The organism is Mesorhizobium sp. M0960 (assembly GCF_040319055.1).
Lineage (GTDB): Bacteria > Pseudomonadota > Alphaproteobacteria > Rhizobiales > Rhizobiaceae > Mesorhizobium.
In genome coordinates this window covers 231,063-255,744 of the sequence record NZ_JAMYNN010000006.1, presented here as the reverse complement: position 1 = coordinate 255,744, position 24,682 = coordinate 231,063, and the positions used below count along the sequence as shown (strand labels likewise).

Here is a 24,682-nt window from a genome sequence, read left to right as displayed (position 1 = left end):
CGTCAAAACAAGGTTAATGTTATACTTACGATCGTGATTAATTTAACGTTTACATAAATTAGAGCGACCAAGCGCGGCCCGAAGGAAAGACGTCGCCAACTCGCCAGGCCCGGCGCAAACGGAGTAACGCAAATCAGCCCGCCAGCCTGGCGAGAGCCCAGGCCATTAACGGCGAGTCCGGATAGGTAAGCAGACCGCCAATGCCAAGCGCAATGCCGTACGGAACACCGGTCGCGTCATCGGCGAAATGGCGCAGGAACGGATTGTGGCTTGTGACGGCGGCAAGCAGCGATTTTCGATAGGCGAGAATGGCAAGCGTCAGCAAGCCGCCTATGAATGTCGAGGCGACGAGATATTCGATGAGATGGACATTCAGTCCCATCCACATGGCAGTGGCGGCCAGGAGCTTCGCGTCGCCGCCGCCCATGCCGCCAAGCGCGAACAGGCCGAACGTCACCGCGAGAACCAAGCCGGCGGCGGCGAAATGCCAGCCATAGGTGGCCCAATCCATGCCGGTCAAAGGCGCTACCAAGGCGAAGACAACCACAAGCAGCACAGGCACGCGATTGGCGATCGTCATCGACAGCATGTCGGAGATCGCGGCAAAAAGCATGCAGAACGGAAAGACGACGAAGATCACGGCTTCAAGCATGGACGAACGCCTGTGGTCAAATTGTACCTGGCCTAACCTAGGCACATTCTATTAACGACTGATGAGACTTCAAAGTGTTTTGTTACTATAATGCAACAGGGGCCGCAACGGAGCGGCCCCTGTTCTTGAAAAGTGACTGGCCGCGTAGCTTAATTGACGCCGTTGACCTTGCTGGCGATCTTGTCGAACTTGGCGTTCAGCGCGTTGCCGAGCGAGCCGGCGCCAACCATGATGGCGAGCGCGATGAGGGCGGCGATCAGACCGTATTCGATAGCGGTCGCGCCGGATTCGTCCTTCACAAAACGTGCGATGAGGTTAGACATTCGAGCTCCTACTCCAATTGTTACAGCACTTCCGTCAACTTCTCTTGATGGCTGATCGGATGCTGCGAATGTAAGCGGAAGCTGTTTCGATCGGCTTAATAAACAGGCTTACCGATTCCTTTCCCGCTTCGATGACATTGCGTAGTTAACCCAGGACTAAAATACCGGCCACTGGGTCCACAGGCTAACAAAGGGCGCAAAAGGCGCAATTCGGCAAAGAGGTTTGAGCCGTGCCTGCTAGCCCAATGCCGGTTCCGGCTTAATCCTGAACTCCAGCCGCTTAACGGTTGGTTCACCAATCTCGTTCATGTTCTGTTGAACAGTTTGTTGCCGGGGAGCGCCTCAATGGCCGGGCCGAGATCGTCATTTCCAATTGCCGTGGTTCTTGCCGCAGCGGCTTTCGCCGTTCCAGCCAAGGCAGGCGCCGGCATCGAGGTCACGATGAACCAGGCAAAGATCGTCAAATTGTCGCGCGCCGCCGATACGATTGTCGTCGGCAATCCGGCGATCGCTGACGCCTCCGTGCAGGACGCATCGACGATCGTACTGACCGGCAAGGGATTTGGCGTCACCAATCTTGTCGTCCTCGATCAGGAGGGCAACCCGATCGTCGATGAGCAAATAACGGTCGTGCGCCAGGCAGCGTCGTCGGTGCGCATCTATCGGCGTGCCGAAGTACAGACCATGTCCTGCGCGCCATATTGCGAAAGCTCGTACAAGAGCGATGCCGAGAAGGCCTCTGAGGCCGAGATGAGCGCCGGGCATTAGCTAGCCGACTTCTCCACCTTTGCGGGAACGCTTCGGTTATTGCCTGGTTAAGGCCTTTCCGCCGAATTTAACGGTCATTCCAACCGGACTTCAATCGGTTCCGACTAATGGTGGGATCCGATGCAGAACTGGAATCGGCGGGTAGAGGACATGAGCAAGGCAGGACGAGCAGGTTTTCCCGGAAGGCTTTTGGGCGACCGACGCGGAAGCACGGCGATCGAATTCGCCATGCTTGCAATTCCATTCGCGCTTCTTGTCTTCGCCATCCTGGAGAGCTGTATTTCATTTGCCGCACAAGAAGTGATGGCAAACGCCACAGACGACATCGCGCGCCAACTGCGTACCGGCCAATTAAGACCGGCCGATGTGTCCGGGACCAAGCTGCGGGATATGATCTGCACCAAGTTGGAGATCATGGTCGCCAAGACCTGTCCCGGATTGCTGGTGGATTTGCGCGAATATCCGACCTTCGCCGATGCGGCGCTGGCCGGTTTCAAGATCCAGGATGGCGACGTCGTGTTGACCAAGGGCACGAGCACACAGACCTTCACCGTCGCACCAGGCCTGGCAGAGTCGAGAAACATGCTGCGGGTTTTTTACAAATGGCCGGTGATGACCGACTTCATGGCCAAGTCGATGGCCAATCTGAAGGACGGCAAAACGCTGCATTTCGCTTCGATCACTTGGCAGAACGAGCCGTTCGACAACTGAACCACCTAGTCGCTTGAAAAGGGCAAAGCCATGATTCGTGCGGGGGCACAGCTGGGCATCGCAGAGATTTGTACAAGAGCAGTCCGGCTTTGCTCGGACCGCCGCGGTATTGCGGCTGTCGAGTTTGCCCTCATCGTGCCTGTCCTGTTGATCATGTACTTTATGACCATGGAAGCCTCGCAAGCCATCGAGACCAGCAAGAAGGTCAGCCGCATCGGCAGCATGGTAGCGGACCTTGTCACGCAGCAGCAGACCATCAAGGCGGCCGATCTCGATGCCATCATCGCGATCGGCAGTTCCACGCTTCAGCCCTATAATCGTTCGAAACCGAAGATCATCATTACGGCGATACAGGTCACGGACGAGACGACGCCGAAAGTCTTGGTCGTGTGGTCGCGCAAAGTAGTCGATGGTGTCTCTAGCGTCGACGCCATCAAGGATTCCGCCACAACGGTCCCGAGCGCGCTCAAGATCAAAGGCACTTTCCTCATTCGGGTCGAAAGCGATCTCGCCTACAAGCCAATCATCACCTGGTCGGCGGATGGCCAAAGCCGGTTCGGGTTGAGCTCGGCCTTCAATTCGATATCGATGGCGGAAACTTATTATCTACGGCCGCGAAGGAGCCCGACCATTCCGTGCAGCGATTGCTGACGCCTGAAGCCCGCTAACCGGGCTGTAGCTATTGCGTGCGGCCGCGGGCCGAGACCAGGTGCACGATGGCCGCAGCCAGCACATAATCCCTCGGACCGGCAACGGCGAACCCGCCGGAGTGTCTCGGCTCCAGAAGATCGTAAATGTCCGGCGCGGCTGATCTGAGATTGGTGAGAAAGACGGTGAGCCGGCGCTTGGCTTCGGGGTCCAGATCGCTGCGGACGGCGTGCGGACCATACCTCAGCAGGCCTGAGGTCCATACGACCTGAAGCGACGATTTCGAGAGCCCTGCGGCCTCGAGCCTCGCCACCGTGCCGCCAGGAGGATTTGGCCGTCCCTCTGCCACAGCCGGGATCCAGCCGAATATGGCATCGGCCTCGCCCTCGACCAGCATTGCTTCAGCTGCGGCAGCCGAATTGGCGTGGGTCAAAAACGGCGCATCTTCCGCCACGTTGACCCCGTCTGCAGCCAGCCCGGCAAGCGGCAACAAAGCACCACCGACGCTGTCGAAAGGCGCCATGACGACCCGATGGACTGCCATGGCCATCAGATCGGGAACCCTCCCGTCGCGCGTCAGCAGTACGGAGCGGATGCCGATGGCGCCGCCGGAATCGAGCGGCGCCGCGAGAGGTTCGACACATCCGCACCGTTCGGAGGCGGCGGCGTAGGCGGTTGCCGAATAGATTGCATATTCGATCCGCGCATTGGCCTGCGCCTCGATCAACGACGTATAGTCGCGGGCAACGACAAACTCCACCTTCATGCCGAGCGCTTTGGTATAGGCGTCGGTCAGCAGCGCCAGACCTGGAACGGTGTTGCCGGCGCCAGGCTCGGCGAAATACCGATACGGAACGTTCCGATATCATCGCGCCAATCGGCACGCGCCAGGTTCGCGCAAGATGCATCCAGCAGCAAGGCCAGTACGGCAGCGAATGCTTTCAGGGCAGGCCTCATGCGAGCTCCATGCCGCGCATTTCGATCGGCAGATCGACCATGCCGCGATTCGTTTCTCCCGGACCAGCACGCCAAGCCGTGCCGTTCGGGTTTCCGAATTGCCAACGGCAGCGCGGAACCCTATGTCTGAGTCAACACCCAGGCAATGATGAACCTTTGATGGCACGCGCCTCCCTTTTTGTCCTTGACTCCTTCGGCATCGGCGGCGCGGCCGACGCCGAACGCTATGGCGACACTGGCTCCAACACGTTCGCACACATCGCGCAGGCCTGCGCGGAAGGCCGCGCCGATCGCGGAGGCCTGCGTGGCGGACCGCTTCTTGTACCAAACATGCTATCGCTCGGCCTCGGCCATGCCGCGGCAACGGCGACGGGTTTCAGGTTCGAGAATGGCGGCAGCGTCGAGTTTGCCGCCGCCTTTCACGGCGCGGCACAGGAGGTTTCGAGCGGCAAGGACACGCCATCGGGCCATTGGGAAATAGCCGGCCTGCCGGTCCGTTTCGACTGGGGTTACTTCCCCGACACGATTCCCGCCTTTCCAGCCGAGTTGACCGAAGCAATGGTGCGTGAAGGGAAGGTGCCCGGCATTCTCGGCAATTGTCATGCCCCCGGCACCGAGATCATCGAACGGTTCGGCGAAGACCATATCCGCACCGGCAAGCCGATTTGCTACACCTCGGTCGACTCCGTCCTGCAGATCGCCGCGCATGAGGTTCATTTCGGCCTGGAACGGCTTTACGACTTCTGCAAGATAGTGCGCGGGCTGGTCGATCCGCTGAATATCGGGCGCGTCATCGCACGACCGTTTATCGGTGAAACCGCCGCCACGTTCGCGCGAACGCATAATCGTCGCGACTATGCCGTACCGCCGCCGGAACCGACGCTGCTCGACCGGCTGACGGCGCGCGGCAGCCGGGTTATCGCAATCGGCAAGATCGGCGACATCTTCGCCCATCGGGGGATCTCGGAAGTCCGCAAGGCTGCCGGCAACATGGCGATGTTCGACAAAGCGCTTGGCGCCATGGAAGATGCCCGCGACGGCGACTTCGTCTTCGCGAACTTTGTCGACTTTGATACCGAGTTCGGACATCGGCGCGACGTCGCGGGGTATGCCGCCGCACTCGAAGCTTTCGACCGGCGCCTGCCGGAGGCATTCGCGCGGCTGAGGCCAGGCGATCTGCTCATTTTGACCGCCGATCACGGCAACGATCCGACGTGGCGCGGCACCGACCACACACGCGAGCGTATTCCGGTTATCGGCACACGGCCGGGTTTCAAAGGCGCGGACATTGGACTGAGGACGACATTTGCCGACATCGGCGAAACCGTGGCCGAACATCTCGGGCTGGCGCCCGGCCCATACGGCACCTCCTTCCATGCCACGATAAGCGGCCATGCCTGAGCTGCCGGAGGTCGAGACAGTCAGGCGCGGTCTGCAGCCGGTCCTTGAAGGTGCCCGCATCGTCGGTGTCGAGGCACGCCGGCCCGATTTGCGGTTTCCATTCCCCGAGAGATTTTCGGAGCGGCTGACCGGCAAGACGATTGCAGCGCTCGGCCGCCGCGCCAAATATCTGACGATGCACCTGGACAACGGCCCGGTGCTGATCTGCCATCTCGGCATGTCGGGTTCGTTTCGCGTCGAAACGGCCGACGAGAGTGCAACACCCGGCGCGTTCCACTATGAACGTTCGAAAAACACCGCTCACGATCACGTCGTCTTCGACATCACATCACCTGCCGGCGTCCGCTCTCGCGTGATCTTCAACGACCCGCGCCGCTTCGGGTTCATGCTGTTTTCGGAAGACGAGCCAGACATGCATCCGATGCTGGCGGGATTAGGTGTCGAGCCTACAGGCAATGCACTGGACGGCGCTCTGCTCGCTTCGCTGCTGAAAGGTCGCAAGTCACCGCTGAAGGCGGCACTTCTCGACCAACGGCTGATCGCCGGGCTAGGCAATATCTACGTCTCGGAAGCGCTTTGGCGGGCCGGCCTGTCACCGCTGCGCAAAGCGGGCACGCTCGCGAGAGCCGGCAAGAAAGCCAGAGAACAGAGCGAACGCCTGGCCGAAGCAATCCGCTCGGTTGTCGCCGACGCGATCGCCGCCGGCGGCTCGTCGTTGCGCGATTATATGCAGACCGATGGATCGCTGGGCTACTTCCAGCATTCCTTCGCGGTTTATGATCGCGAGGGCGAGGCCTGCTCCAAGCCTGGTTGTGGCGGACACATCGAGCGTATCGTGCAAAGCGGTCGCTCAACGTTCCACTGCCGGACCTGTCAGGCTTGAAACACAAGCGAGGAGGAGCAAGCATGGGCTATGAAACCATCATCGTCGAGACCCGCGGCAAGGTCGGGCTGATTACGCTGAACCGGCCGCAAGCGCTCAATGCGCTGAATTCACAAGTGCTGGCGGAACTGGTTGCGTCGGTGAACAGCATGGGCGCAAATGCCGACATCGGCGCTATGGTCATCACTGGTTCGGAAAAGGCTTTCGCCGCAGGTGCCGATATCAAGGAAATGCAGTCGATCTCCTATGTGGATGCCTATCTGCAGGATTTCTTCGTCGGCTGGGAAGAATTTACGCGGGCACGAAAGCCGATCATCGCGGCGGTGGCGGGCTACGCTCTGGGCGGCGGCTGCGAACTGGCGATGATGTGCGATTTCATCATCGCCGCCGATACCGCCAAGTTTGGCCAACCCGAGATCACGCTGGGTGTCATGCCCGGCATGGGCGGATCGCAGCGCCTGACCCGCTTCGTCGGCAAGTCGAAGGCGATGGATATGTGCCTGACGGGGCGAATGATGGACGCAGCCGAGGCCGAGCGTTCCGGCCTGGTCTCGCGCGTCGTGCCAGCCGGCGAGTTGATCGAGGAAGCGCTTAAGGCAGCGGCCAAGATCGCCGGTTTTTCCTTGCCATCGGTGATGATGGCGAAGGAGGCCGTCAACCGCGCCTATGAGACGACGCTCACCGAGGGCCTGCGGTTCGAGCGCCGGCTGTTTCATTCGCTGTTTGCGCTGGACGACCAGAAGGAAGGCATGGCGGCCTTCACCGGCAAGCGGAAGCCGAATTTCACGAACCGATGAGATGACGAAGGCACCGGCCAAAAAGAAAGCGCCGCAGCGTTGACGCGCCGGAAAAGCTGAACTATAAGCCGCACCAACCGAGGCGGCCCTGTGGCTGCCCGTTTGTTTTTTGCGCCCCGCGGTATCCCGCAAGCGCCCACCAGATCAGAAGAGAGGCACCATGGCCAATACCTCCTCGGCCAAAAAGGCAACGCGCAAGATCGCCCGTCGCGCAGCGATCAACAAGAACCGTCGCTCCCGCGTCCGGACCTACATCCGCCAGGTCGAAGAGGCGCTCGCGGCTGGCGACAAGGCGGCCGCACAGGCTGCCTTCAAGGTGGCCGAGCCGGAATTGATGCGGGCCGCGACCAAGGGCGTGGTGCACAAGAACACTGCATCGCGCAAGGTGTCGCGGCTGGCCCAACGGGTCAAGGTGCTGTCGGCCTAATATACCTTTTCCTGAACTGCGCTTCTTCAAACCCGGCCGATCGCGCCGGGTTTTTTCGTTTGCCGGCAAGTACTTAAAAGAAAGCCCGCAAAACGGCGCTCCGCGTGCATTTCAAAGTTCGAAATGCTTTGCCGGCATATACATGCCCGCTGATATTCGCAGCCTTCGAAACCGCCAATGCGAAAATTTCCGAGCGTCACAGATTACCGTTTCTTTTCAGCAGTTTACAGATGGTGATCCACAGCTTGTTCACATCGGCTGCGGTCGATAGGCGACAATTGGCTGTCAAGTGAATTATTTCAGAAAATTTCGCGTTGTGTGGCCTTTTTCATATTCGCCGGAAAAGGGTTTGAATCACAATGGCTTTGTCAAAATCAACTGTTGCGGCATGGCGTCCGAACCGTCCCTTGCTAGTCAGATTCCTTAAAAATCCGTTAGGGGTGGCCTTGCCCTATCCACAGCGATTTCGGTAATGTCTGTCCATCGAAGGGACGGGCCCTTGGCCCTTGACCAGCCTGAAACCGGCCAGCTCAAATTGGCAGAGTTTACAACGCGGATTCAACTCCGCGGACGGGGTTGGTTTGTCTTTTTGATACGGTAGGGGACTGGCGTAATTGTACATGGCAGGTCGACGGTGCGCCGGCGTTTTTCGCCGGACAGCATTTTATTGCCCTGACATGACCAAGGCGGATCGGCACTTCGGCGCCGGACCGATAACGAGGCGATTCATCAGCCGGCGGTGGCGATGGTGTCGCAGCGAAGACACGGTCGCCGGAAACATGGATGCAGGAGGCGCATCCCCGGCGGAAAACAGGTACAAGAGACAAGGAACTCGATCATGCAGAGCGGCGGCATCGAAAGGGAGCTTACGGGCGACCTCCCATTTCCTGGAACGTTAATCGGAAGGAACGACATGGCGGCTTCCAATGAAGCTGAACAGAAGTTCGATCGGGTCAAGGCCCAGCTGAAGGCGCGTCTGGGAACCGAGGTCTATTCGAGCTGGTTCGGGCGCATGAAGGTCGCTGAATCCTCCAAGGGCATTGTCCGCATCTCGGTGCCAACCGCATTCCTGCGTTCATGGATCAACGGCCACTATCTCGATCTCATCGCCGAGTTGTGGAAGCACGAGGATCCGGAGATCCTCAAGATCGAGATCGTCGTTCGCACCGCCACACGCCAGGGCCGCAACAGCGTCGAGCCGGAAGTGGCCCCGGCACGCAAGATGACCAGGCAGACGCAAACCGCTCTCTCTGCGGGCACGGCGAGCCCCAGCAGGGTCGAGCGGGTCCCAGCACCCCGCCCAGGAATGCCGGCAGAGACAGAGTTCCGGCACAATGTGCTCGGTTCGCCGCTCGATCCACGCTACACTTTCACCTCCTTCATCGAGGGACCATCGAACCGAGTGGCTTTTGCCGCTGCCAAGGCGGTCGCGGAATCACAGTCGAGCGCGGTGCGCTTCAATCCGCTCTTTCTTCACGCGACGGTTGGGCTGGGCAAGACGCATCTGTTGCAGGCGATCGCCGCAGAATCGCTGAAGCAGAACCCGAAATCGCGGGTCGTCTATCTGACGGCTGAATATTTCATGTGGCGGTTCGCCACCGCGATTCGCGACAACAACGCACTGACGCTGAAAGAACAGCTTCGCGACATCGACCTTCTCATCATCGACGACATGCAGTTCCTGCAGGGCAAGTCGATCCAGCATGAATTCTGCCATTTGATCAACATGCTGCTCGACAGCGCCAAGCAAGTGGTGGTCGCTGCCGACCGGCCGCCGTCGGAATTGGAGTCGCTGGAGCCGCGCGTCCGCTCGCGCCTCAACGGCGGCGTCGCGCTGGAAATGTCGGCCCCGGATTTCGCCATGCGCATCGGTATGCTCAAGCTCAGGCTTGCCACCGCCAAGCTCGACGATGTGTCGCTCGATATTTCCGAAGAGATCCTCAATCACGTTGCCCGCACGGTGACCGGCAGCGGGCGCGAGCTCGAAGGTGCCTTCAACCAGCTTTTGTTTCGCCAATCCTTCGAACCGCAGATCACCATCGACCGCATCGACGAGATCCTTGGCCACATCTATCGTTCCGGCGAGCCGAAGCGGGTGCGTATCGAGGACATTCAGCGCATCGTCGCACGCCATTACAACGTGTCGAAGACTGAACTTCTGTCCAACCGGCGCACACGCACCATCGTCAAGCCACGGCAGGTCGCCATGTACCTGTCGAAGGTGATGACGCCGCGCTCGCTGCCGGAGATCGGGCGGCGTTTCGGCGGCCGTGACCATACGACGGTGCTGCATGCCGTGCGCAAGATCGAGGATCTTTCAGGCGTCGACAACACACTGGCGCAGGAACTCGAATTGCTGAGAAGGCTGATCAACGACCAGGCCTGACGGCGCGAAAAACGCCGGCTCGCGGACTTCGGCCTTTTTATCCCCAGAAAGCCCGTGCAGCCGGCCCGAACCGGTGGCGCGGGCTTGCGTTTGCCGGGTTTTTCCTGTCAGTTTACGCAGATTCTGAGCCTGTTCAGACCTTTCGCGGGGCGCCGCTTGCCGGAGACCCGTTCATTCATTCAAGCGAGCCTGTTTCGTCATGCGTGTTATCCTGGAACGGTCAAATCTCCTGAAGTCGCTCAACCATGTTCACCGCGTGGTCGAGCGGCGCAACACCATTCCGATCCTGTCGAACGTGCTGCTCAGCGCCGAGGGGGCCAGCCTTGAAATGAAGGCGACCGACCTCGACCTGGAGGTGACCGAAGCAACGCCGGCAAAGGTCGAGCGTGGCGGGGCGACGACGGTTCCGGCGCATCTGCTCTACGACATCGTGCGCAAGCTTGCCGACGGCGCGGAGGTGGCGCTGAAGACCGACGAAGACGGCAACGCCATGACGGTGACGTCGGGGCGCTCGAGCTTCCGCCTGCAGTGCCTGCCGCAGTCCGACTTTCCCGAGCTTTCAGCCGGGTCGTTCTCGCATATTTTCCGGCTCGATTCCCTCGGGCTAAAGGGCCTCATCGAGAAGACCCAGTTCGCCATCTCGACCGAGGAGACGCGCTATTATCTGAACGGCATCTATCTGCACACGCACGAGGCTGGCGGCAAGCTGAAGCTGCGCTCGGTCGCGACCGACGGCCATCGGCTGGCGCGCGCCGAGATCGACGCACCAGCGGGCTCCGAGGGCATGCCTGGCGTCATCATCCCGCGAAAGACGGTCAGCGAGTTGCAGAAGCTGGTCGACGACCCCGACATTGCGGTGACCACCGAGCTGTCGGACACCAAGATCCGTTTCACCATCGGCAGCGTCATCTTGACCTCCAAGCTGATCGACGGCACTTTCCCGGACTACCAGCGCGTCATTCCGACCGGCAACGACAAGAAGCTGATCATCGATCGTCAGAGTTTCGCCGCTGCCGTCGATCGCGTTTCGACCATTTCGTCCGAACGCGGCCGGGCTGTAAAGCTTTCGATCGCCGAAGGCCAGGTCACGCTTGCAGTCAACAATCCGGATTCAGGCAGCGCCACCGAAGAACTGGCAGCCGACTATTCGTCCGATCCGATCGAAATCGGCTTCAACGCCAAATACCTGCTCGACGTTGCCGCGCAACTGACCGGCACGGAGGCGAAGTTCATGCTGGCGGATGCCGGATCCCCGACACTGATCCACGACATGGCCGACGAGACCGCGCTCTACGTGTTGATGCCGATGCGGGTGTAGGGCCCGAACGAGGCCATCTGCTGTCGTGACCAGATTTGCAAACCCGCGGCAGACTTACATAAGTAAGCTTACACTTACGAATTTCCGCAATTATGCGGCGTTGGCAATCGACCTTGATCCCGGCGCTGTGGTTTTCTCCGGCGACAATGGCGCCGGCAAGACCAATCTGCTTGAAGCGATCTCGCTGCTCACGCCAGGCCGCGGCCTGCGCCGCGCACCCTATGCCGAGGTGGCGCGCGAAGGCGGCGACGGTGGCTTTGCGCTGCATGCCCGGCTTGACGGGCCGGACGGCCAGGTCGAGATCGGTACCGGGATTGCAGGCAGCGACAGCGAAGGCGGCAGGCGGGTGCGGATCAACGGCGCGGCGGCGCGCTCAGCCGAAGACATGCTGGAATGGCTGCGCGTGGTCTGGCTGACACCGGCCATGGACGGCCTGTTCCCCGGGCCAGCCGCCGACCGTCGGCGCTTCCTCGACCGACTGGTGCTGGCGATCGACCCCGGCCACGGCCAGCGCGCGCTTGACTACGAAAAGGCAATGCGCGGCCGCAACAGGCTGCTCGCCGACGGTTCGCGCGACGGTGCCTGGTTCGATGCCATCGAGATGCAAATGGCGGAGACCGGCGTGGCAATTGCCGCGGCGCGTGCCGAACTGGTGCGCCTGCTCGCCGCCATGATCGACCGTCTGCCCGGCGACGGACCGTTTCCGCAAGCCGACATCGGCATCTCGGGGGAACTGGAAGGCGAAGTCGGCATTTCGCCGGCCGTCGACGTCGAGGAACGGTTCCGTCGTGCGCTTGCCCAAGGGCGCGACCGTGACCGCACCGCCGGACGCACGCTCGACGGCCCGCACCGTTCCGATCTCGTGGTGCGCCACCGGCCCAAGGCAATGCCGGCCGAACTCTGCTCGACCGGCGAGCAGAAGGCGCTGCTGGTCGGCATTGTCTTGTCGCATGCACGGCTAACCGGCGAGATGTCGGGCATGACGCCGATCCTGCTGCTCGACGAGATCGCCGCCCATCTCGACGGCGGCCGGCGCGCGGCCTTGTTCTCGATCCTGGAGGAGCTGAACTGCCAGGCTTTCATGACCGGGACCGATGCCGCGTTGTTTGACAGCCTCAAGGGACGCGCGCAGTTCCTGACCGTCGATCACGGCAAGGTCAGGCCGACCATCTGAACTTCGTCCATGACGCATTTCTGAGCCGCATGCATTGACGCCTGACAAGTTTTTTCCTCCGTTATATGGTCCGGCGATGATCACAGCCGCCCTCACCGACGAAGAGCTCGAACGCTACGCCCGCCACATCGTGCTGCCCGAAATCGGCGGCGCCGGCCAGCAGCGGCTAAAGCGAGCGCGGGTGCTGGTCATCGGCGCCGGCGGGTTGGGAGCGCCGGTGCTCGAATATCTCGCCGCCGCAGGGATTGGCACACTCGGTATCGTCGACGACGACATCGTTTCGCTTTCCAACCTGCAACGACAAGTGATCCACGCCACGGGCGATGTCGGCATGGCGAAAACCGACAGCGCCAAGGCGGCGATCATCCGCATCAATCCAAACGTCGTCGTGGAAGAGCACAATTTCAGGCTGACCGCGGACAACGCCCCTGCCCTCATCGCCGATTATGACATCGTCGTTGACGGCTCCGACAATTTCGAGACGCGCTACGCCGTGGCCGACGCCTGCGCCGCCGAAAGCCGGCCGCTCGTCCATGCCGCCGTTGGCCGCTTCGACGGCTCGGTCACGGTGCTGAAGCCGTTCGAAACCGGTCCGGACGGCACGTTGAACCCAAGCTACCGCGATCTTTTTCCCGAAGCGCCGCCGCCGGGACTGGTGCCGTCCTGCGCGGTGGCCGGCATTGTCGGCGCGCTGAGCGGGGTCATCGGCACGCTGCAAGCCATGGAGGCAATCAAGCTGATCACCGGGATTGGCGAACCGCTGGTCGGGCGACTGCTGCTCTATGATGCACTGGCGGCACGCTTCGACACGATCCGCTACAAGCGAACTAGCCGGTGAGCCTGCCTGCCGACGTTTCCATTGTGCAGCTTGCGGCCGACTTCGATCGTTGGGACGAGGTCTTGGCACTGGTCATGCGCGCCTTCGCCTTCATGGAAGACGTTATTGATCCGCCGTCCTCGGCGCATCGGCTCACTGTCGAAAATCTTAGGGCTAAAGCGCTGGAGGAGACAGGATTCCTGGCGCTGAAGGAAAGCGAGATCGTCGGTTGCGTCTTCATCCTGGAGCGGGCAGACGACCTCTATGTCGGAAAGCTCGCGGTTGTGCCGGCTCTTCAGGGACAAGGCATCGGAAAGCGGCTGATGCAGGCTGTCGAAGATCTTGCCCGTAGCCACAACCGGGCCGCCATCGAGCTCCAGACCCGGGTCGAACTGACCGGAAACCACGCTGCCTTCGCCCGCCTCGGCTTTCGCGAAACCGAACGGACAGCGCACAAGGGCTACGACCGGCCGACCTCAATCACCATGCGCAAGGCGCTTTCGTAAGCCAACACTATCCAAAGACGAACGCGTGGTTGCCGCGGCAAGGCCATGCCGGCATGATGGCAGGTCACGCCCGCAGCGGCAGCACGCGGTCGGGCGGACGATGGCCATCGAAGAAGGCGCGGATGTTGATGATCACCTTCTCACCCATGTCGATGCGGCCTTCGAGCGTCGCCGAGCCCATATGCGGCAACAGCACGACCTTGCCTTTGTGGGCGAGCTTCAGAAGCTTGCTGTTCAGCGCCGGCTCGTGCTCGTAGACGTCGAGGCCGGCGCCGGCGATCTTGCCGTCATGGATGAGCTTGACCAGCGATTCCTCATCGATGATATCGCCGCGCGCGGTGTTGACTATGTAAGCGGACGGTTGCAGAAGCGCCAGCCGCCGTGCCGAAAGCAGGTGGAAGGTTGCCGGTGTCGATGGGCAATTGACCGAGATAATGTCCATACGGGCAAGCATCTGGTCGAGGCTTTCCCAATATGTGGCTTCCAACTCGTCCTCGATTGCCGGCAGCACGCGGTGGCGGTTGTGGTAGTGGATCGAGAGGCCAAAGGCCTTGGCGCGCCTGGCGACGGCGGTGCCGATGCGACCCATGCCGACAATGCCGAGCCGTTTGCCCCAGATGCGACGGCCGAGCATCCAGGTCGGCGACCAGCCCGCCCATTTCTTGTCCCCGGTCAGCACGTTGGCGCCTTCGGCCAGCCGTCGCGGCACGGCCAGCATCAGCGCCATGGTCATGTCGGCCGTATCTTCGGTCAGCACGTTCGGCGTATTGGTGACGGTGATGCCTTTCTTGGCCGCTGCCGCAACGTCGATCTTGTCGACGCCATTGCCGAAATTGGCGATCAGCTTGAGCTTGTCGCCGGCTTGGGCAATCAGCGCCGCGTCGATATTATCGGTCACGGTCGGCACCAGCACGTCAGCCTCCTTGACCGCCGCCACCAGTTCCGGCTGCGTCATCGGCCTGTCCTCGACATTCAACCGGGCGTCGAACAACTCGCGCATGCGGGTCTCGACCGGGTCGGGCAACTTGCGCGTGATGACGACGAGGGGCTTCTTTTTGCCTGCCATTGTTTCCTCGAACCCGATCTCGTTGAGACCTCTTTAACCAAGAACGGCGAAACTGAGAGCCGATCGCGGTACCGGTCATCCATGTAACAAGTGGTTCCGCCGAAGACAAAGAAAAAGGGGCGCGAAGGCCGATGGGCCGGCGCCGAAAGGAACGAAAGTGTCTGGTTTCGCGTCGCTCCGCCTGACCCTCAGTGCAGCATTCCTCGGCGCTCTCATCCATAGCCCACTGGTGATGGCGCAAAGTGCCGCGGCCCCCGCCCAGAGCGTCACGCTCGGACCAAGCGGCTTGCCGCTGCCGCGCTTCGTCAGCCTGAAATCCGGCCGCGTCAACTCGCGCGTCGGGCCGGGCGTCAACTATTCCGTCGATTGGATGTACATGAAACCAGGCCTGCCGATGGAGATCATCCAGGAGTTCGATACATGGCGCCGCGTGCGCGATGCCGACGGCTCGGAAGGCTGGATCAATCAGTCGCTGCTTTCGGGCCGCCGCACGGCGATCGTCGCCCCCTGGCAGCGCGGCAAGGACGCCCGCATCAACCTCCTCGACGACCCGGCAAAAGATGCAAGCGTCATCGCGATCCTCGAACCGGGGGTGATGGGCACGATCAAGTCCTGCGATGGCCAATGGTGCGAAATGACCTTCGACGGCCATACCGGCTGGCTCGCCCAGTCGCTCGTCTGGGGCGCCTATCCCGGCGAAAAGGTCAAGAACTGACGCTTCCGAACCGGAGGTCAGGCCAGCGCTGCAAGCACCGGATCCGGCATTTTGTTTCGCTGTTCTTCAATTCGGGGATGATCTAGCCGCCGATGCGGCCGAGATGGGTATCCTGGAAACTGCTCGACAGCTTCAAGCCATAGCCCAGGGCGCGGTCGATGGCGATGTGGGCGATCCAGATCAGCGCAACGGATGTCGCCAATCCATTGTCAAAGACGCTGCCGAAAAGCGCCAGCAGAACGGGCAAGACCAGTATGTGCAAGGTGTTGTAGGCGACGGCCCCGACGCGCGGCCCGGCCATGTAACCCAGGATCGACAGGTCGGGCGCCAGGACGAGCACTGCAAATAGCCACCAGGAAGCACCGGCCATTGCATAGAAGACAAGAGCCGCCACCGCGACGGCGACCCATTCGAGCCGGAGCGTCAAATCCAGGAAATTCATAAGGCGCCGGTCAGTCGCAGCGTTTCGGACGCAGTCTCACCACGATATCGACATTGGCGATCTCCATGCCTTCCGGCGGTTCCGGCAGGTTGGAAACCGTCACCGGGCCGCTGTCGATATCGAAGATCCTGTTTTCGCCCTCGATATAGAAATGATGGTGATCGGAGGTGTTGGTGTCGAAATAGGTCTTCGATCCCTCGACGGCAAGGATGCGCAAAAGGCCAGCCTGGGTGAACTGGTGCAGAGCATTGTAGACGGTGGCCAGAGACACTGGCACGCCGGCGGCAAGCGCTTCCTCGTGCAGTTCCTCGGCCGAAAGGTGGCGGTCGCCCTTGGCGAAAAGCAGATCGGCCAGCGCGATACGCTGGCGTGTCGGCCTCAGACCGGCTTCGCGAACCCGCTTGTCCACAGCGACATTATCCTTCCGGCAACCCAGATCCATCTATCCGTCGCGCCCACAGTTCCGTCTCAGACACGTCCAAAATGGCAGAAATAGAGCATCTGCCGAAATTGGACGTGTCCTGACATATATTCTGTCGGCCGAATGCGATCAATAGCGCGCATTGACCCGGGCAGACGGGCAGGTTAAGCGCAAACGCCGGTTTCCGGCCTGAAACAGATTGTGTTAGGAAACCACCAGCATGGGCGCCTATCGCCCGGGACGATCACGGGGACGAGATTGATGGCGGGTTCGAAATCCAGCTACGGTTACGAGGAATTGCTTGCCTGCGCCCGCGGCGAGCTGTTCGGACCGGGAAATGCGCAACTGCCCTATCCGCCGATGCTGATGTTCGACCGCATCACCGAGATCAGCGAAACCGGCGGTGCGTTCGACAAGGGTTTCATCCGCGCAGAACTCGATATCAAGCCGGATTTGTGGTTTTTCGCCTGCCATTTCATCGGCAATCCGATCATGCCGGGATGCCTGGGCCTGGACGCCATGTGGCAGTTGACGGGTTTCTACCTTGGATGGCTCGGCGAACCAGGCAAGGGAATGGCGCTGTCGACAGGTGAGGTGAGATTCAAAGGCATGGTCACGCCTTCGGTCAAGAAGGTGGAGTATGGCGTCGACTTCAAGCGAGTGATGCGCGGTCGGCTTGTGCTTGGCATCGCCGATGGCTGGCTGAAGGCAGATGGCGAGCCCATATACGCGGCAACGGATCTGAAGGTCGGTCTGTCCAAGCAATCGGCCGCCGGCTGAGCGAAGACCAACAGTGCCACGTCTTGGACATCTAAAGGACGCTGTAGCACTTTAATTTGCGCATGGTTCCGTTCCGGAAACTTAATCAGGTTTCGGAGGTCCGTGCTGGAAGGAGTTGCGAATGAGACGGGTCGTAGTCACAGGTCTCGGCATCGTGTCGTCGATCGGCAACAATGCCAACGAGGTGCAGGCCTCCTTGCATGATGCCAGGTCCGGCATCAGCTTTTCCGACTCTTTCGCCGAGCATGGCTTCCGTTGCCGGGTGTGGGGAGCGCCGACGCTGGATCCGTCGGGAATGATCGACCGTCGCGCTATGCGCTTCCTGTCGCAAGGTGCTGCCTGGAACCATGTCGCGATGGACCAGGCGATCGCAGACGCCGGCCTCGACGAGACCGACATCACCAACGAGCGCACCGGCATCGTGATGGGCTCCGGCGGACCGTCGACCCGTGCAATCGTCGAAGCGGCCGAGACGACGATCAAGAACGGCAGTCCCAAGCGGATCGGTCCCTTCGCGGTGCCAAAGGCGATGTCGTCGACCGCTTCAGCGACGCTTGCCACTTGGTTCAAGATCCACGGCGTCAACTATTCGATCTCATCGGCCTGCTCGACGTCAGCGCATTGCATCGGCAATGGCTACGAGCTGATCCAGTGGGGGAAGCAGGACATCGTCTTCGCCGGCGGTCATGAGGATCTCGACTGGACGATGTCGGATCTGTTCGATGCCATGGGCGCCATGTCGTCCAAGTTCAACGACAGGGCATCAGTCGCCTCGCGCGCCTACGACGTCGATCGCGACGGTTTCGTCATTGCCGGCGGCGCCGGCGTGCTGATTCTTGAAGAGCTCGAGCATGCCAAGGCACGCGGCGCCAAGATCTATGCCGAGATCACCGGCTATGGCGCCACCTCCGACGGCTACGACATGGTGGCGCCGTCGGGCGAAGGCGCGGCTCGCTGCATGAAGCAGGCGCTCGCAACGGTGTCCTCGCCGGTCGACTACATCAATACGCACGGCACCTCGACGCCGGTTGGCGACTCCAAGGAAATGGGCGCCATCCGCGAGGTGTTCGGCGAGAAGATGCCTTTCATCACGTCGACCAAATCGCTGACCGGTCATTCGCTGGGTGCGGCCGGCGTGCAGGAATCGATCTACTCGATCCTGATGATGCAAGGCGGCTTTATCGGCGAGAGCGCCCACATTGACAACCTCGATCCGGAATTCGAAGGCATGCCGATCGTGCGCAAGCGCATCGACGAAGCCAGGATCGACACCGTTTTGTCCAATTCGTTCGGTTTCGGTGGCACCAACGCTACGCTGATTTTCCAGCGCTATTCCGCATAAGGATTTGCCGACCATGGACGGATTGATGAAGGGCAAGCGCGGGCTTGTCATGGGCGTCGCCAACGATCATTCGATCGCCTGGGGCATCGCCCGCAAACTGTCCGAACATGGCGCGGATCTCGCCTTCACCTATCAGGGTGAGGCCTTCGGGCGCCGCGTCAAGCCGCTCGCCGAGAAACTGGGCGCATCGCTGGTGGTGCCTTGCGACGTCGAGGACAGCGCATCGGTCGCCGCGACTTTCGAGACTTTGGGCAAGGCGTGGGGCGGGCTGGATTTCGTCGTCCATGCCATCGGCTTTTCCGACAAGAACGAGCTGAAAGGCCTCTACGCCGACACCAGCCGCGACAACTTCATCCGCACCATGGTGATCTCCTGCTACTCCTTCACCGAGGTCGCCCGTCACGCCGCCACGTTGATGAAGGATAGCGGTTCGATGATCACGCTGACCTATGCCGGTTCGGTCCGCGTCATGCCGAACTACAACGTCATGGGCGTCGCCAAGGCCGGGCTGGAGGCCAGCGTCCGCTATCTAGCCAACGACTACGGCCCGCGCGGCATCAGGGTGAACGGCATATCGGCTGGACCGGTGCGGACGCTTGCCGGCGCCGGGATTTCCGACGCACGCCACATGTTCTCCTACCAGCAGCGCAACTCGCCGCTACGCCGCACGGTGACAATCGACGAAGTCGGCGGCTCAGCGCTCTATCTGCTGTCCGATCTGTCCTCCGGCGTCACCGGCGAAATCCACTATGTCGATTCCGGCTATCACATCGTGTCCATGCCGACGCTTGACGAGTTGAAGCAAACCGACGGCGGGCGGGAATAGCGCGAGCGACGTGTCGCCGGCTTGCCCCGCAGCGTTTCAGCGTCGCGCCGAGAAGACCTTGAACATGCCGTCGCGGGCGAGCTCCGCATGGCTGGAGAAGGCGGCCGCCAGCACCGGTTCGTAGGGAAGCTGACGGTTCGCCACCATGAACAGCCGGCCGCCCGGCTTCAGCGCCTTGCCTGCCGCGCGGATCATGCCGGCACCGATTTCGGGCTCAGTCGCCCGGCTGCGGTGAAAGGGCGGGTTCATGGCGATCACATCGTAGCGGTGCTCGACCGGCTCGCTCAAAAGATCTATCCAGAAGAAACGTGGCTCCAGGCCTGTGTTGCCGACATTGACCTTCGCCGCCTCCAGCGCCTCGAAATCCGCTTCGTAAAGGTCAAGCGCCGATATGCCGGGTGAGCGGGCGGCGACTTCGGCGGCGACATAGCCCCAACCGGCACAGAAATCCGCAACGCTGCCACGCAGATCGTTGGGCAGATTTTCGACCAGCAGCTTCGATCCGGCATCGATCTTGTCGAACGAAAACATGCCTGGGGCCGTGCGGAAGCGGTCCTCGACCACCAAGTCCGGATTGGCGGCGCGAAGCGTTGCCGCGGCAACGGTATCGGCCGGCCGGCGAAACCAGAAGGCAATGCCGTGATGCTTCGGCAGGTGGCCTTCGGGCGGCACAAGGGCGCCGACATGCTTGCGCAGGCTGGCGATACCATCGTCCTTACCGCCGGCGACGACGATCAACCCGCCTGATGCCACGTGCTCGATCGCTTCTGCGACGCGCACCTCGTTTTGTCCGCGATGGCGGCCAGCGAGCACTAGCGCCGCGTCGAAAGCCTTGCCTTCCACTTGCGGCGTGACGGTGAAGCCGGACGCCTGCAAGGCGCGAAAATGCGGCCTGAAGCCTTGGACGAGATGAAGCTTGGCATCGAAGCCTTCGAGCAAGCGAAAGCCGGGCTCGGCACCGAGAAAAAGAATACGTTCATCCTTTCGCGGCAGGGAAACGGTCCCGGCCTCGAAAGGATGGAAAAGCGTCTTCAGCGGCTCGGCGGACATTCACCACTCTTGAACTGCAAGGCTGTTGTTGAAATGCAAACGGGCGCGACCTTCCGGCGCGCCCGCTTCGATTGCTTTATGCGTTCGACGGAACGCAACCCCGCTTAGGCGGCGTTTTCTTCGCCTTCGCTCTTCTTATCGCGGGCGATTTCCTTGCCGGTGGCCTGGTCGACGACCTTCATCGACAGGCGGACCTTGCCGCGCTCGTCGAAGCCCATCAGCTTGACCCAGACCTTGTCGCCTTCCTTGACCACATCGGAGGTCTTGGCGACGCGATCATTGGCGAGCTGCGAGATGTGGACGAGGCCGTCACGCGGACCGAAGAAGTTGACGAAAGCGCCGAAGTCGGCGGTCTTGACGACCGTGCCTTCGTAGATTTCACCGACTTCCGGCTCGGCGACGATGGTGTGGATCCACTTCTTCGCCGCCTCGATTTCCTTGGCGTTGGCCGAAGCGATCTTGACCGTGCCGTCATCCTCGATGTTGATCTTGGCGCCGGTCTTTTCGACGATCTCGCGGATGACCTTGCCGCCCGAGCCGATCACGTCGCGGATCTTGTCGGTCGGGATGTGCATGACCTCGATGCGCGGCGCGAACTCGCCGAGCTCGGCACGCGCGCCGGACAGCGCATGGGCCATTTCGCCGAGAATGTGCTGACGGCCATCCTTGGCCTGGTCGAGGGCGATCTTCATGATCTCTTCGGTGATGCCCTCGATCTTGATGTCCATCTGCAGCGAGGTGATGCCGTAGGCGGTGCCGGCAACCTTGAAATCCATGTCGCCGAGGTGGTCCTCGTCGCCGAGGATATCGGAGAGCACGGCGAAGCGCTCGCCTTCCTTGATCAGGCCCATCGCAATGCCGGCGACCGGCTTGGCCAGCGGCACACCGGCATCCATCAGCGCCAGCGAGGTGCCGCAGACGGTAGCCATCGAGGACGAGCCGTTGGACTCGGTGATCTCCGAAACGACGCGCAACGTATAGGGGAACTGGTCGGCGGTCGGCAGCATCGGCCGGATGGCGCGCCAGGCGAGCTTGCCGTGGCCGATTTCGCGGCGGCCGGGCGAACCCATACGGCCCGTTTCACCGACCGAATAGGGAGGGAAATTGTAGTGCAGGAGGAACTTCTCCTTGTACATGCCGGTCAGCGAATCGACATACTGCTCGTCCTCGCCGGTGCCGAGCGTGGCGACGACCAGCGCCTGGGTCTCGCCGCGAGTGAACAGCGCCGAGCCGTGTGTGCGCGGCAGGACGCCGACTTCCGAGACGATCTTGCGGACCGTCTTCAGGTCGCGGCCGTCGATGCGCGAGCCGGTGTCGAGGATGTTCCAGCGCACGACCTTGGCCTGGAGTTCCTTGAACACGGTGCCGATCTGTTCGGACGTGTATTTGGCCTCTTCGCCTTCTGCCGGCGCAAACGCGGCCTTGACCTTCGCCTTGACGGCGTCGACGGCGGCATAGCGCTTCTGCTTGTCGGTGATCTTGTAGGCATCGCGAAGCTCGCCTTCGACGATCTTGAGCATCTCGGCTTCAAGCGCGGAATAGTCCGGCGCGGTGAAATCGCGCGGGTCCTTGGCGGCGACTTCGGCCAGCTTGATGATCGCGTCGATCACCGGCTGGAAGCCCCTGTGGCCGAACATGACGGCGCCGAGCATCAGATCCTCGCCGAGTTCCTTGGCTTCGGACTCGACCATCAGCACGGCGTCGGCGGTGCCGGCGACGACCAGGTCGAGCTTCGATTCCTGCATCTCGTCGACATGCGGGTTGAGCACGTATTCGCCGTTAATGTAGCCAACGCGGGCGCCACCAACCGGGCCCATGAACGGCACGCCGGACAAGGTCAGTGCGGCGGAGGTGGCGACGATCGACAGGATGTCCGGATCATTTTCGAGATCGTGCTGGACGACGGTGACAACGATCTGGGTGTCGTTCTTGTAGCCTTCGGCGAAGAGCGGGCGGATCGGGCGGTCAATCAGGCGGGAAACCAGCGTTTCCTTCTCGCTCGGACGGCCTTCACGCTTGAAATAGCCACCCGGGATCTTGCCGGCGGCGTAAGTCTTTTCCTGGTAGTTGACCGTCAGGGGAAAGAAATCGAGGCCGGGCTTCGGCTCTTTCATCGAGACGACGGTGGCGAGAACCTTGGTTTCGCCATAGGTGGCCAGCACCGCGCCGTCAGCCTGACGTGCGATCTTGCCGGTTTCGAGAATGAGCGGACGGCCGCCCCATTCGATTTCCACTTTGTGGTAATTGAACATATCTTGTCCTTCGTATGCGGAAAGGGCCGCGCCGTTGCAGCGTGCGCGGATGCCCCTTTCCCTTGGCTTCCTTTCTCGGGCAGCCACGGGCAAGACAACGGGAAGCTCGGCTATTCGGCGCATTTGCCGCGCGAGCGTCCTGCAATCCTGCCCCATGACCGTCCATGGGCGGTTTCGAGTGGCCCTCTGCTGTTTCGAAACCGGGTTGGCCAATCGATCCGACTGGCCTTGCGCGTGAACCCGAAAACCAGGTTTTCGGAAAGTATCCTGCGCAAATCTAAAACTTCAGAGCGTCCTTTGCGCATCCAAACCGGTGCGCGGCGCTCTGCTTTCTTCATTGGAGCCTTGGATGATCCGATGCTCCAATGCGCGACCGGCGGGCTCTCGAAAGAACCCGCCGGTCAATTCGTCAACGGCGCAGACCGAGCTTCTCGATCAGCGTCTGATAGCGCGCGTCGTCCTTGCGCTTGAGATAATCAAGCAGGCTGCGGCGCTGGGAAACGAGAGCGAGCAGGCCACGGCGGGAATGGTTATCCTTCTTGTGGTCCTTGAAATGATCGGTCAGGTTCTTGATGCGCTCGGAAAGGATGGCCACCTGGACTTCCGGAGACCCGGTATCGCCCTTGGCGGTTGCGAATTCGCCCATCAATTCCTTCTTGCGTTCGGCAGTAATCGACATCGTGTTTTTCCTTGTCTGTTTGAGGAAACGGGACGCCCTCAGCCGGGATGTCGTCCAGCAGGGGCCGGTGCAAGCAACGCGTCAAAGCGCGAAGCTGCGGCGCATATAGTGCAATTCCGACAAAAAGGCCAGCCCAATTCACAAGCCGGCTTTTTGCTGCATAAACGGGCACTTCCGCATGGTCAGAGCCATTTCTTCCATTTGAAGTATGCGTAGAGCCCGACCGCAACAATCGCCATGAAGACGAGCGACAGGGGATAGCCGTAATAGGCTTTCAGCTCCGGCATGTTCCAGGGCGAGGTGTCGGGGTCGAAATTCATGCCCCATACGCCGACGAGAAAGGTGAGCGGCATGAAGATCACCGAGACGATGGTCAAATAGCTGATGACGTCGTTGGTGCGCGCCTGGCTGAGCGACAGGTGCATCTCGATCAGGCCGGTCAGCATATCGCGCTGGGTTTCGACCAGTTCGATCAATCGCAGCGAATGATCCAGCGTGTCGTTCAGGAATAATTTGGTTTCGGCCTTCACATAAGAGACGTCGTTGCGGATCATGGTCGCCAGCGCGTCGCGCATCGGCCAAAGCACGCCCTTCAGCACATTGGCGTCGCGCCGCAATTCGTGAAGCTGCCGCATCTGGTGCTTGTGCGCCTGGTTCAGCATCTGGTCCTCGATGCTGTCGACCAATTCGCCGGCAGCCTCGATCGGCGGGAAATAGCTGTCGACGATGGCGTCGATCAAAGCATAGGCGAGATAGTCGGCGCCGCGCGAGCGCAAGCGGTTGGGCACCGAGCTCGCGATCCGCTTGCGCACGGGATCGAACGGGTCGCCTTCGCGCTCCTGGAAGGTGACGACGAAGTTCTTGCCGAAGAAGACGGCGATCTGTTCGTAACGATGGGCGGTGACATCGTCGATCATCCTGACGACGACAAAGGCATGGTCCTCGAAGAAATCCACCTTGGGCCGCTGACCGGTGTTGACGACATCTTCCAGCGCCAGCGGATGCAGGTTGAAGATCCCGCCGATCTCCTCGATCAGCTGGATGTTGGCGAGGCCGGTGCAGTCGAGCCAGATGATCGGCCAATTGTGGCAATGGGTGTTGACGTCGTCGATGCTGGCATTGTCGATCGTCTTGAACTTCTCAGGCGAGATCAATGTCAGCCTGAGCTCGGAGCGGCGCGCCGCCGGGTCGGCGATCAGCGTGCCCGGCGAAGCCCCGACCGGTGGCCGCCGTGTTTTGAGCGCCGCTCGCTTGTTGACCGTGTCAGCCTTTGCCATGTGCCCCCTCGAGTGCAGCGTCGAACGGCACTACAGCACAGCGCATCTTTTCGGACGACAAACG

The 24,682-nt window shown here is 61.2% G+C and carries 25 protein-coding genes and 1 pseudogene; 16 read left to right on the top strand and 10 right to left on the bottom strand.

Translation table 11 applies throughout. The annotated features are described in order from the left end of the window. Positions 1-133: 133 nt before the first annotated feature. Positions 134-652: an A24 family peptidase gene (locus tag NKH63_RS14915; protein ID WP_023719536.1), complete on the bottom strand. Its 519-nt coding sequence runs from the start codon at positions 650-652 to the stop codon at positions 134-136. Between the two features lie 149 nt (positions 653-801). Then, on the bottom strand, positions 802-975 hold the full coding sequence (locus NKH63_RS14910; RefSeq protein ID WP_023719537.1) for a Flp family type IVb pilin: 174 nt from the start codon (positions 973-975) through the stop codon (positions 802-804). A 345-nt stretch (positions 976-1,320) separates the two neighbouring features. Here NKH63_RS14910 and NKH63_RS14905 point away from each other — a divergent pair, with 345 nt between their 5' ends. The 3 genes from NKH63_RS14905 to NKH63_RS14895 all read left to right on the top strand — a co-directional run bounded on the left by NKH63_RS14905 (position 1,321) and on the right by NKH63_RS14895 (position 3,105). Beyond that, positions 1,321-1,743 carry a pilus assembly protein N-terminal domain-containing protein gene (locus NKH63_RS14905; protein WP_023719538.1) on the top strand — a complete coding sequence of 141 codons (423 nt, stop codon included), beginning with the start codon at positions 1,321-1,323 and terminating at the stop codon, positions 1,741-1,743. 150 nt (positions 1,744-1,893) lie between these two features. After that, on the top strand, positions 1,894-2,454 hold the full coding sequence (locus tag NKH63_RS14900) for a TadE/TadG family type IV pilus assembly protein (protein ID WP_352918068.1): 561 nt from the start codon (positions 1,894-1,896) through the stop codon (positions 2,452-2,454). Between the two features lie 30 nt (positions 2,455-2,484). Then, complete coding sequence (locus NKH63_RS14895; protein ID WP_023719540.1) at positions 2,485-3,105, top strand: TadE/TadG family type IV pilus assembly protein; 621 nt, start codon at positions 2,485-2,487, stop codon at positions 3,103-3,105. A gap of 28 nt (positions 3,106-3,133) precedes the next feature. Here NKH63_RS14895 and NKH63_RS14890 read toward each other — a convergent pair. Then, a pseudogene (locus tag NKH63_RS14890) lies at positions 3,134-4,059 on the bottom strand (phosphate/phosphite/phosphonate ABC transporter substrate-binding protein). 159 nt (positions 4,060-4,218) lie between these two features. On the opposite strand from NKH63_RS14890, the gene NKH63_RS14880 reads away from it, so the two are divergent. The 9 genes from NKH63_RS14880 to NKH63_RS14840 all read left to right on the top strand — a co-directional run bounded on the left by NKH63_RS14880 (position 4,219) and on the right by NKH63_RS14840 (position 13,768). After that, on the top strand, positions 4,219-5,460 hold the full coding sequence (locus tag NKH63_RS14880; RefSeq protein WP_352483230.1) for a phosphopentomutase: 1,242 nt from the start codon (positions 4,219-4,221) through the stop codon (positions 5,458-5,460). Further along, a complete protein-coding gene (mutM, locus tag NKH63_RS14875) occupies positions 5,453-6,343 on the top strand; it encodes a bifunctional DNA-formamidopyrimidine glycosylase/DNA-(apurinic or apyrimidinic site) lyase (protein WP_023719543.1) in 891 nt (296 codons plus the stop codon). The genes NKH63_RS14880 and mutM overlap by 8 nt, the downstream gene beginning before the upstream one ends. A gap of 23 nt (positions 6,344-6,366) precedes the next feature. Continuing rightward, a complete protein-coding gene (locus NKH63_RS14870) occupies positions 6,367-7,140 on the top strand; it encodes an enoyl-CoA hydratase (RefSeq protein WP_023719544.1) in 774 nt (257 codons plus the stop codon). A gap of 160 nt (positions 7,141-7,300) precedes the next feature. Then, complete coding sequence (gene rpsT / locus NKH63_RS14865; protein ID WP_023676922.1) at positions 7,301-7,567, top strand: 30S ribosomal protein S20; 267 nt, start codon at positions 7,301-7,303, stop codon at positions 7,565-7,567. Positions 7,568-8,405: 838 nt separating this feature from the next. Beyond that, complete coding sequence (gene dnaA, locus NKH63_RS14860) at positions 8,406-9,953, top strand: chromosomal replication initiator protein DnaA (protein WP_031194174.1); 1,548 nt, start codon at positions 8,406-8,408, stop codon at positions 9,951-9,953. Between the two features lie 199 nt (positions 9,954-10,152). Next, complete coding sequence (dnaN, locus tag NKH63_RS14855; protein ID WP_023719546.1) at positions 10,153-11,271, top strand: DNA polymerase III subunit beta; 1,119 nt, start codon at positions 10,153-10,155, stop codon at positions 11,269-11,271. Positions 11,272-11,296: 25 nt separating this feature from the next. After that, positions 11,297-12,445 carry a DNA replication/repair protein RecF gene (recF, locus tag NKH63_RS14850; RefSeq protein ID WP_352493777.1) on the top strand — a complete coding sequence of 383 codons (1,149 nt, stop codon included), beginning with the start codon at positions 11,297-11,299 and terminating at the stop codon, positions 12,443-12,445. A 76-nt stretch (positions 12,446-12,521) separates the two neighbouring features. Then, positions 12,522-13,283: a molybdopterin-synthase adenylyltransferase MoeB gene (locus NKH63_RS14845; RefSeq protein ID WP_031194176.1), complete on the top strand. Its 762-nt coding sequence runs from the start codon at positions 12,522-12,524 to the stop codon at positions 13,281-13,283. After that, positions 13,280-13,768 carry a GNAT family N-acetyltransferase gene (locus tag NKH63_RS14840; RefSeq protein WP_352549140.1) on the top strand — a complete coding sequence of 163 codons (489 nt, stop codon included), beginning with the start codon at positions 13,280-13,282 and terminating at the stop codon, positions 13,766-13,768. The genes NKH63_RS14845 and NKH63_RS14840 overlap by 4 nt, the downstream gene beginning before the upstream one ends. A 64-nt stretch (positions 13,769-13,832) precedes the next feature. Here the strand turns inward: NKH63_RS14840 and NKH63_RS14835 are convergent, their stop codons facing one another. Continuing rightward, the gene (locus NKH63_RS14835) at positions 13,833-14,834 is read right to left on the bottom strand and encodes a 2-hydroxyacid dehydrogenase (protein WP_023719550.1); all 1,002 of its coding nucleotides are present in this window, start codon (positions 14,832-14,834) and stop codon (positions 13,833-13,835) included. Between the two features lie 157 nt (positions 14,835-14,991). Here NKH63_RS14835 and NKH63_RS14830 point away from each other — a divergent pair, with 157 nt between their 5' ends. After that, the gene (locus NKH63_RS14830) at positions 14,992-15,549 is read left to right on the top strand and encodes an SH3 domain-containing protein (RefSeq protein ID WP_023719551.1); all 558 of its coding nucleotides are present in this window, start codon (positions 14,992-14,994) and stop codon (positions 15,547-15,549) included. 82 nt (positions 15,550-15,631) lie between these two features. On the opposite strand, the gene NKH63_RS14825 is transcribed toward NKH63_RS14830, so the two are convergent. After that, positions 15,632-15,991 carry a DUF4260 domain-containing protein gene (locus NKH63_RS14825; RefSeq protein WP_352918041.1) on the bottom strand — a complete coding sequence of 120 codons (360 nt, stop codon included), beginning with the start codon at positions 15,989-15,991 and terminating at the stop codon, positions 15,632-15,634. Between the two features lie 10 nt (positions 15,992-16,001). After that, a complete protein-coding gene (gene irrA / locus NKH63_RS14820; RefSeq protein ID WP_023676913.1) occupies positions 16,002-16,433 on the bottom strand; it encodes an iron response transcriptional regulator IrrA in 432 nt (143 codons plus the stop codon). Positions 16,434-16,673: 240 nt separating this feature from the next. On the opposite strand from irrA, the gene fabA reads away from it, so the two are divergent. The 3 genes from fabA to fabI all read left to right on the top strand — a co-directional run bounded on the left by fabA (position 16,674) and on the right by fabI (position 19,360). Then, positions 16,674-17,192: a 3-hydroxyacyl-[acyl-carrier-protein] dehydratase FabA gene (gene fabA, locus NKH63_RS14815; RefSeq protein ID WP_352856715.1), complete on the top strand. Its 519-nt coding sequence runs from the start codon at positions 16,674-16,676 to the stop codon at positions 17,190-17,192. Between the two features lie 121 nt (positions 17,193-17,313). Beyond that, positions 17,314-18,534: a beta-ketoacyl-ACP synthase I gene (gene fabB / locus NKH63_RS14810; protein WP_352856717.1), complete on the top strand. Its 1,221-nt coding sequence runs from the start codon at positions 17,314-17,316 to the stop codon at positions 18,532-18,534. A gap of 13 nt (positions 18,535-18,547) precedes the next feature. Then, positions 18,548-19,360: an enoyl-ACP reductase FabI gene (gene fabI / locus NKH63_RS14805; RefSeq protein ID WP_023719555.1), complete on the top strand. Its 813-nt coding sequence runs from the start codon at positions 18,548-18,550 to the stop codon at positions 19,358-19,360. A gap of 36 nt (positions 19,361-19,396) precedes the next feature. Here fabI and NKH63_RS14800 read toward each other — a convergent pair whose 3' ends face one another. The 4 genes from NKH63_RS14800 to corA form a co-directional block, all read right to left on the bottom strand. Then, positions 19,397-20,410: a class I SAM-dependent methyltransferase gene (locus NKH63_RS14800; protein WP_352493775.1), complete on the bottom strand. Its 1,014-nt coding sequence runs from the start codon at positions 20,408-20,410 to the stop codon at positions 19,397-19,399. A 104-nt stretch (positions 20,411-20,514) separates the two neighbouring features. Then, positions 20,515-22,662, bottom strand: coding sequence for a polyribonucleotide nucleotidyltransferase (gene pnp, locus NKH63_RS14795; RefSeq protein WP_023719557.1), 2,148 nt, complete (start codon positions 22,660-22,662; stop codon positions 20,515-20,517). Between the two features lie 409 nt (positions 22,663-23,071). Continuing rightward, on the bottom strand, positions 23,072-23,383 hold the full coding sequence (rpsO, locus tag NKH63_RS14790; RefSeq protein ID WP_280940423.1) for a 30S ribosomal protein S15: 312 nt from the start codon (positions 23,381-23,383) through the stop codon (positions 23,072-23,074). A 140-nt stretch (positions 23,384-23,523) separates the two neighbouring features. Then, the gene (corA, locus tag NKH63_RS14785) at positions 23,524-24,618 is read right to left on the bottom strand and encodes a magnesium/cobalt transporter CorA (RefSeq protein WP_023719558.1); all 1,095 of its coding nucleotides are present in this window, start codon (positions 24,616-24,618) and stop codon (positions 23,524-23,526) included. Positions 24,619-24,682: the final 64 nt, after the last annotated feature.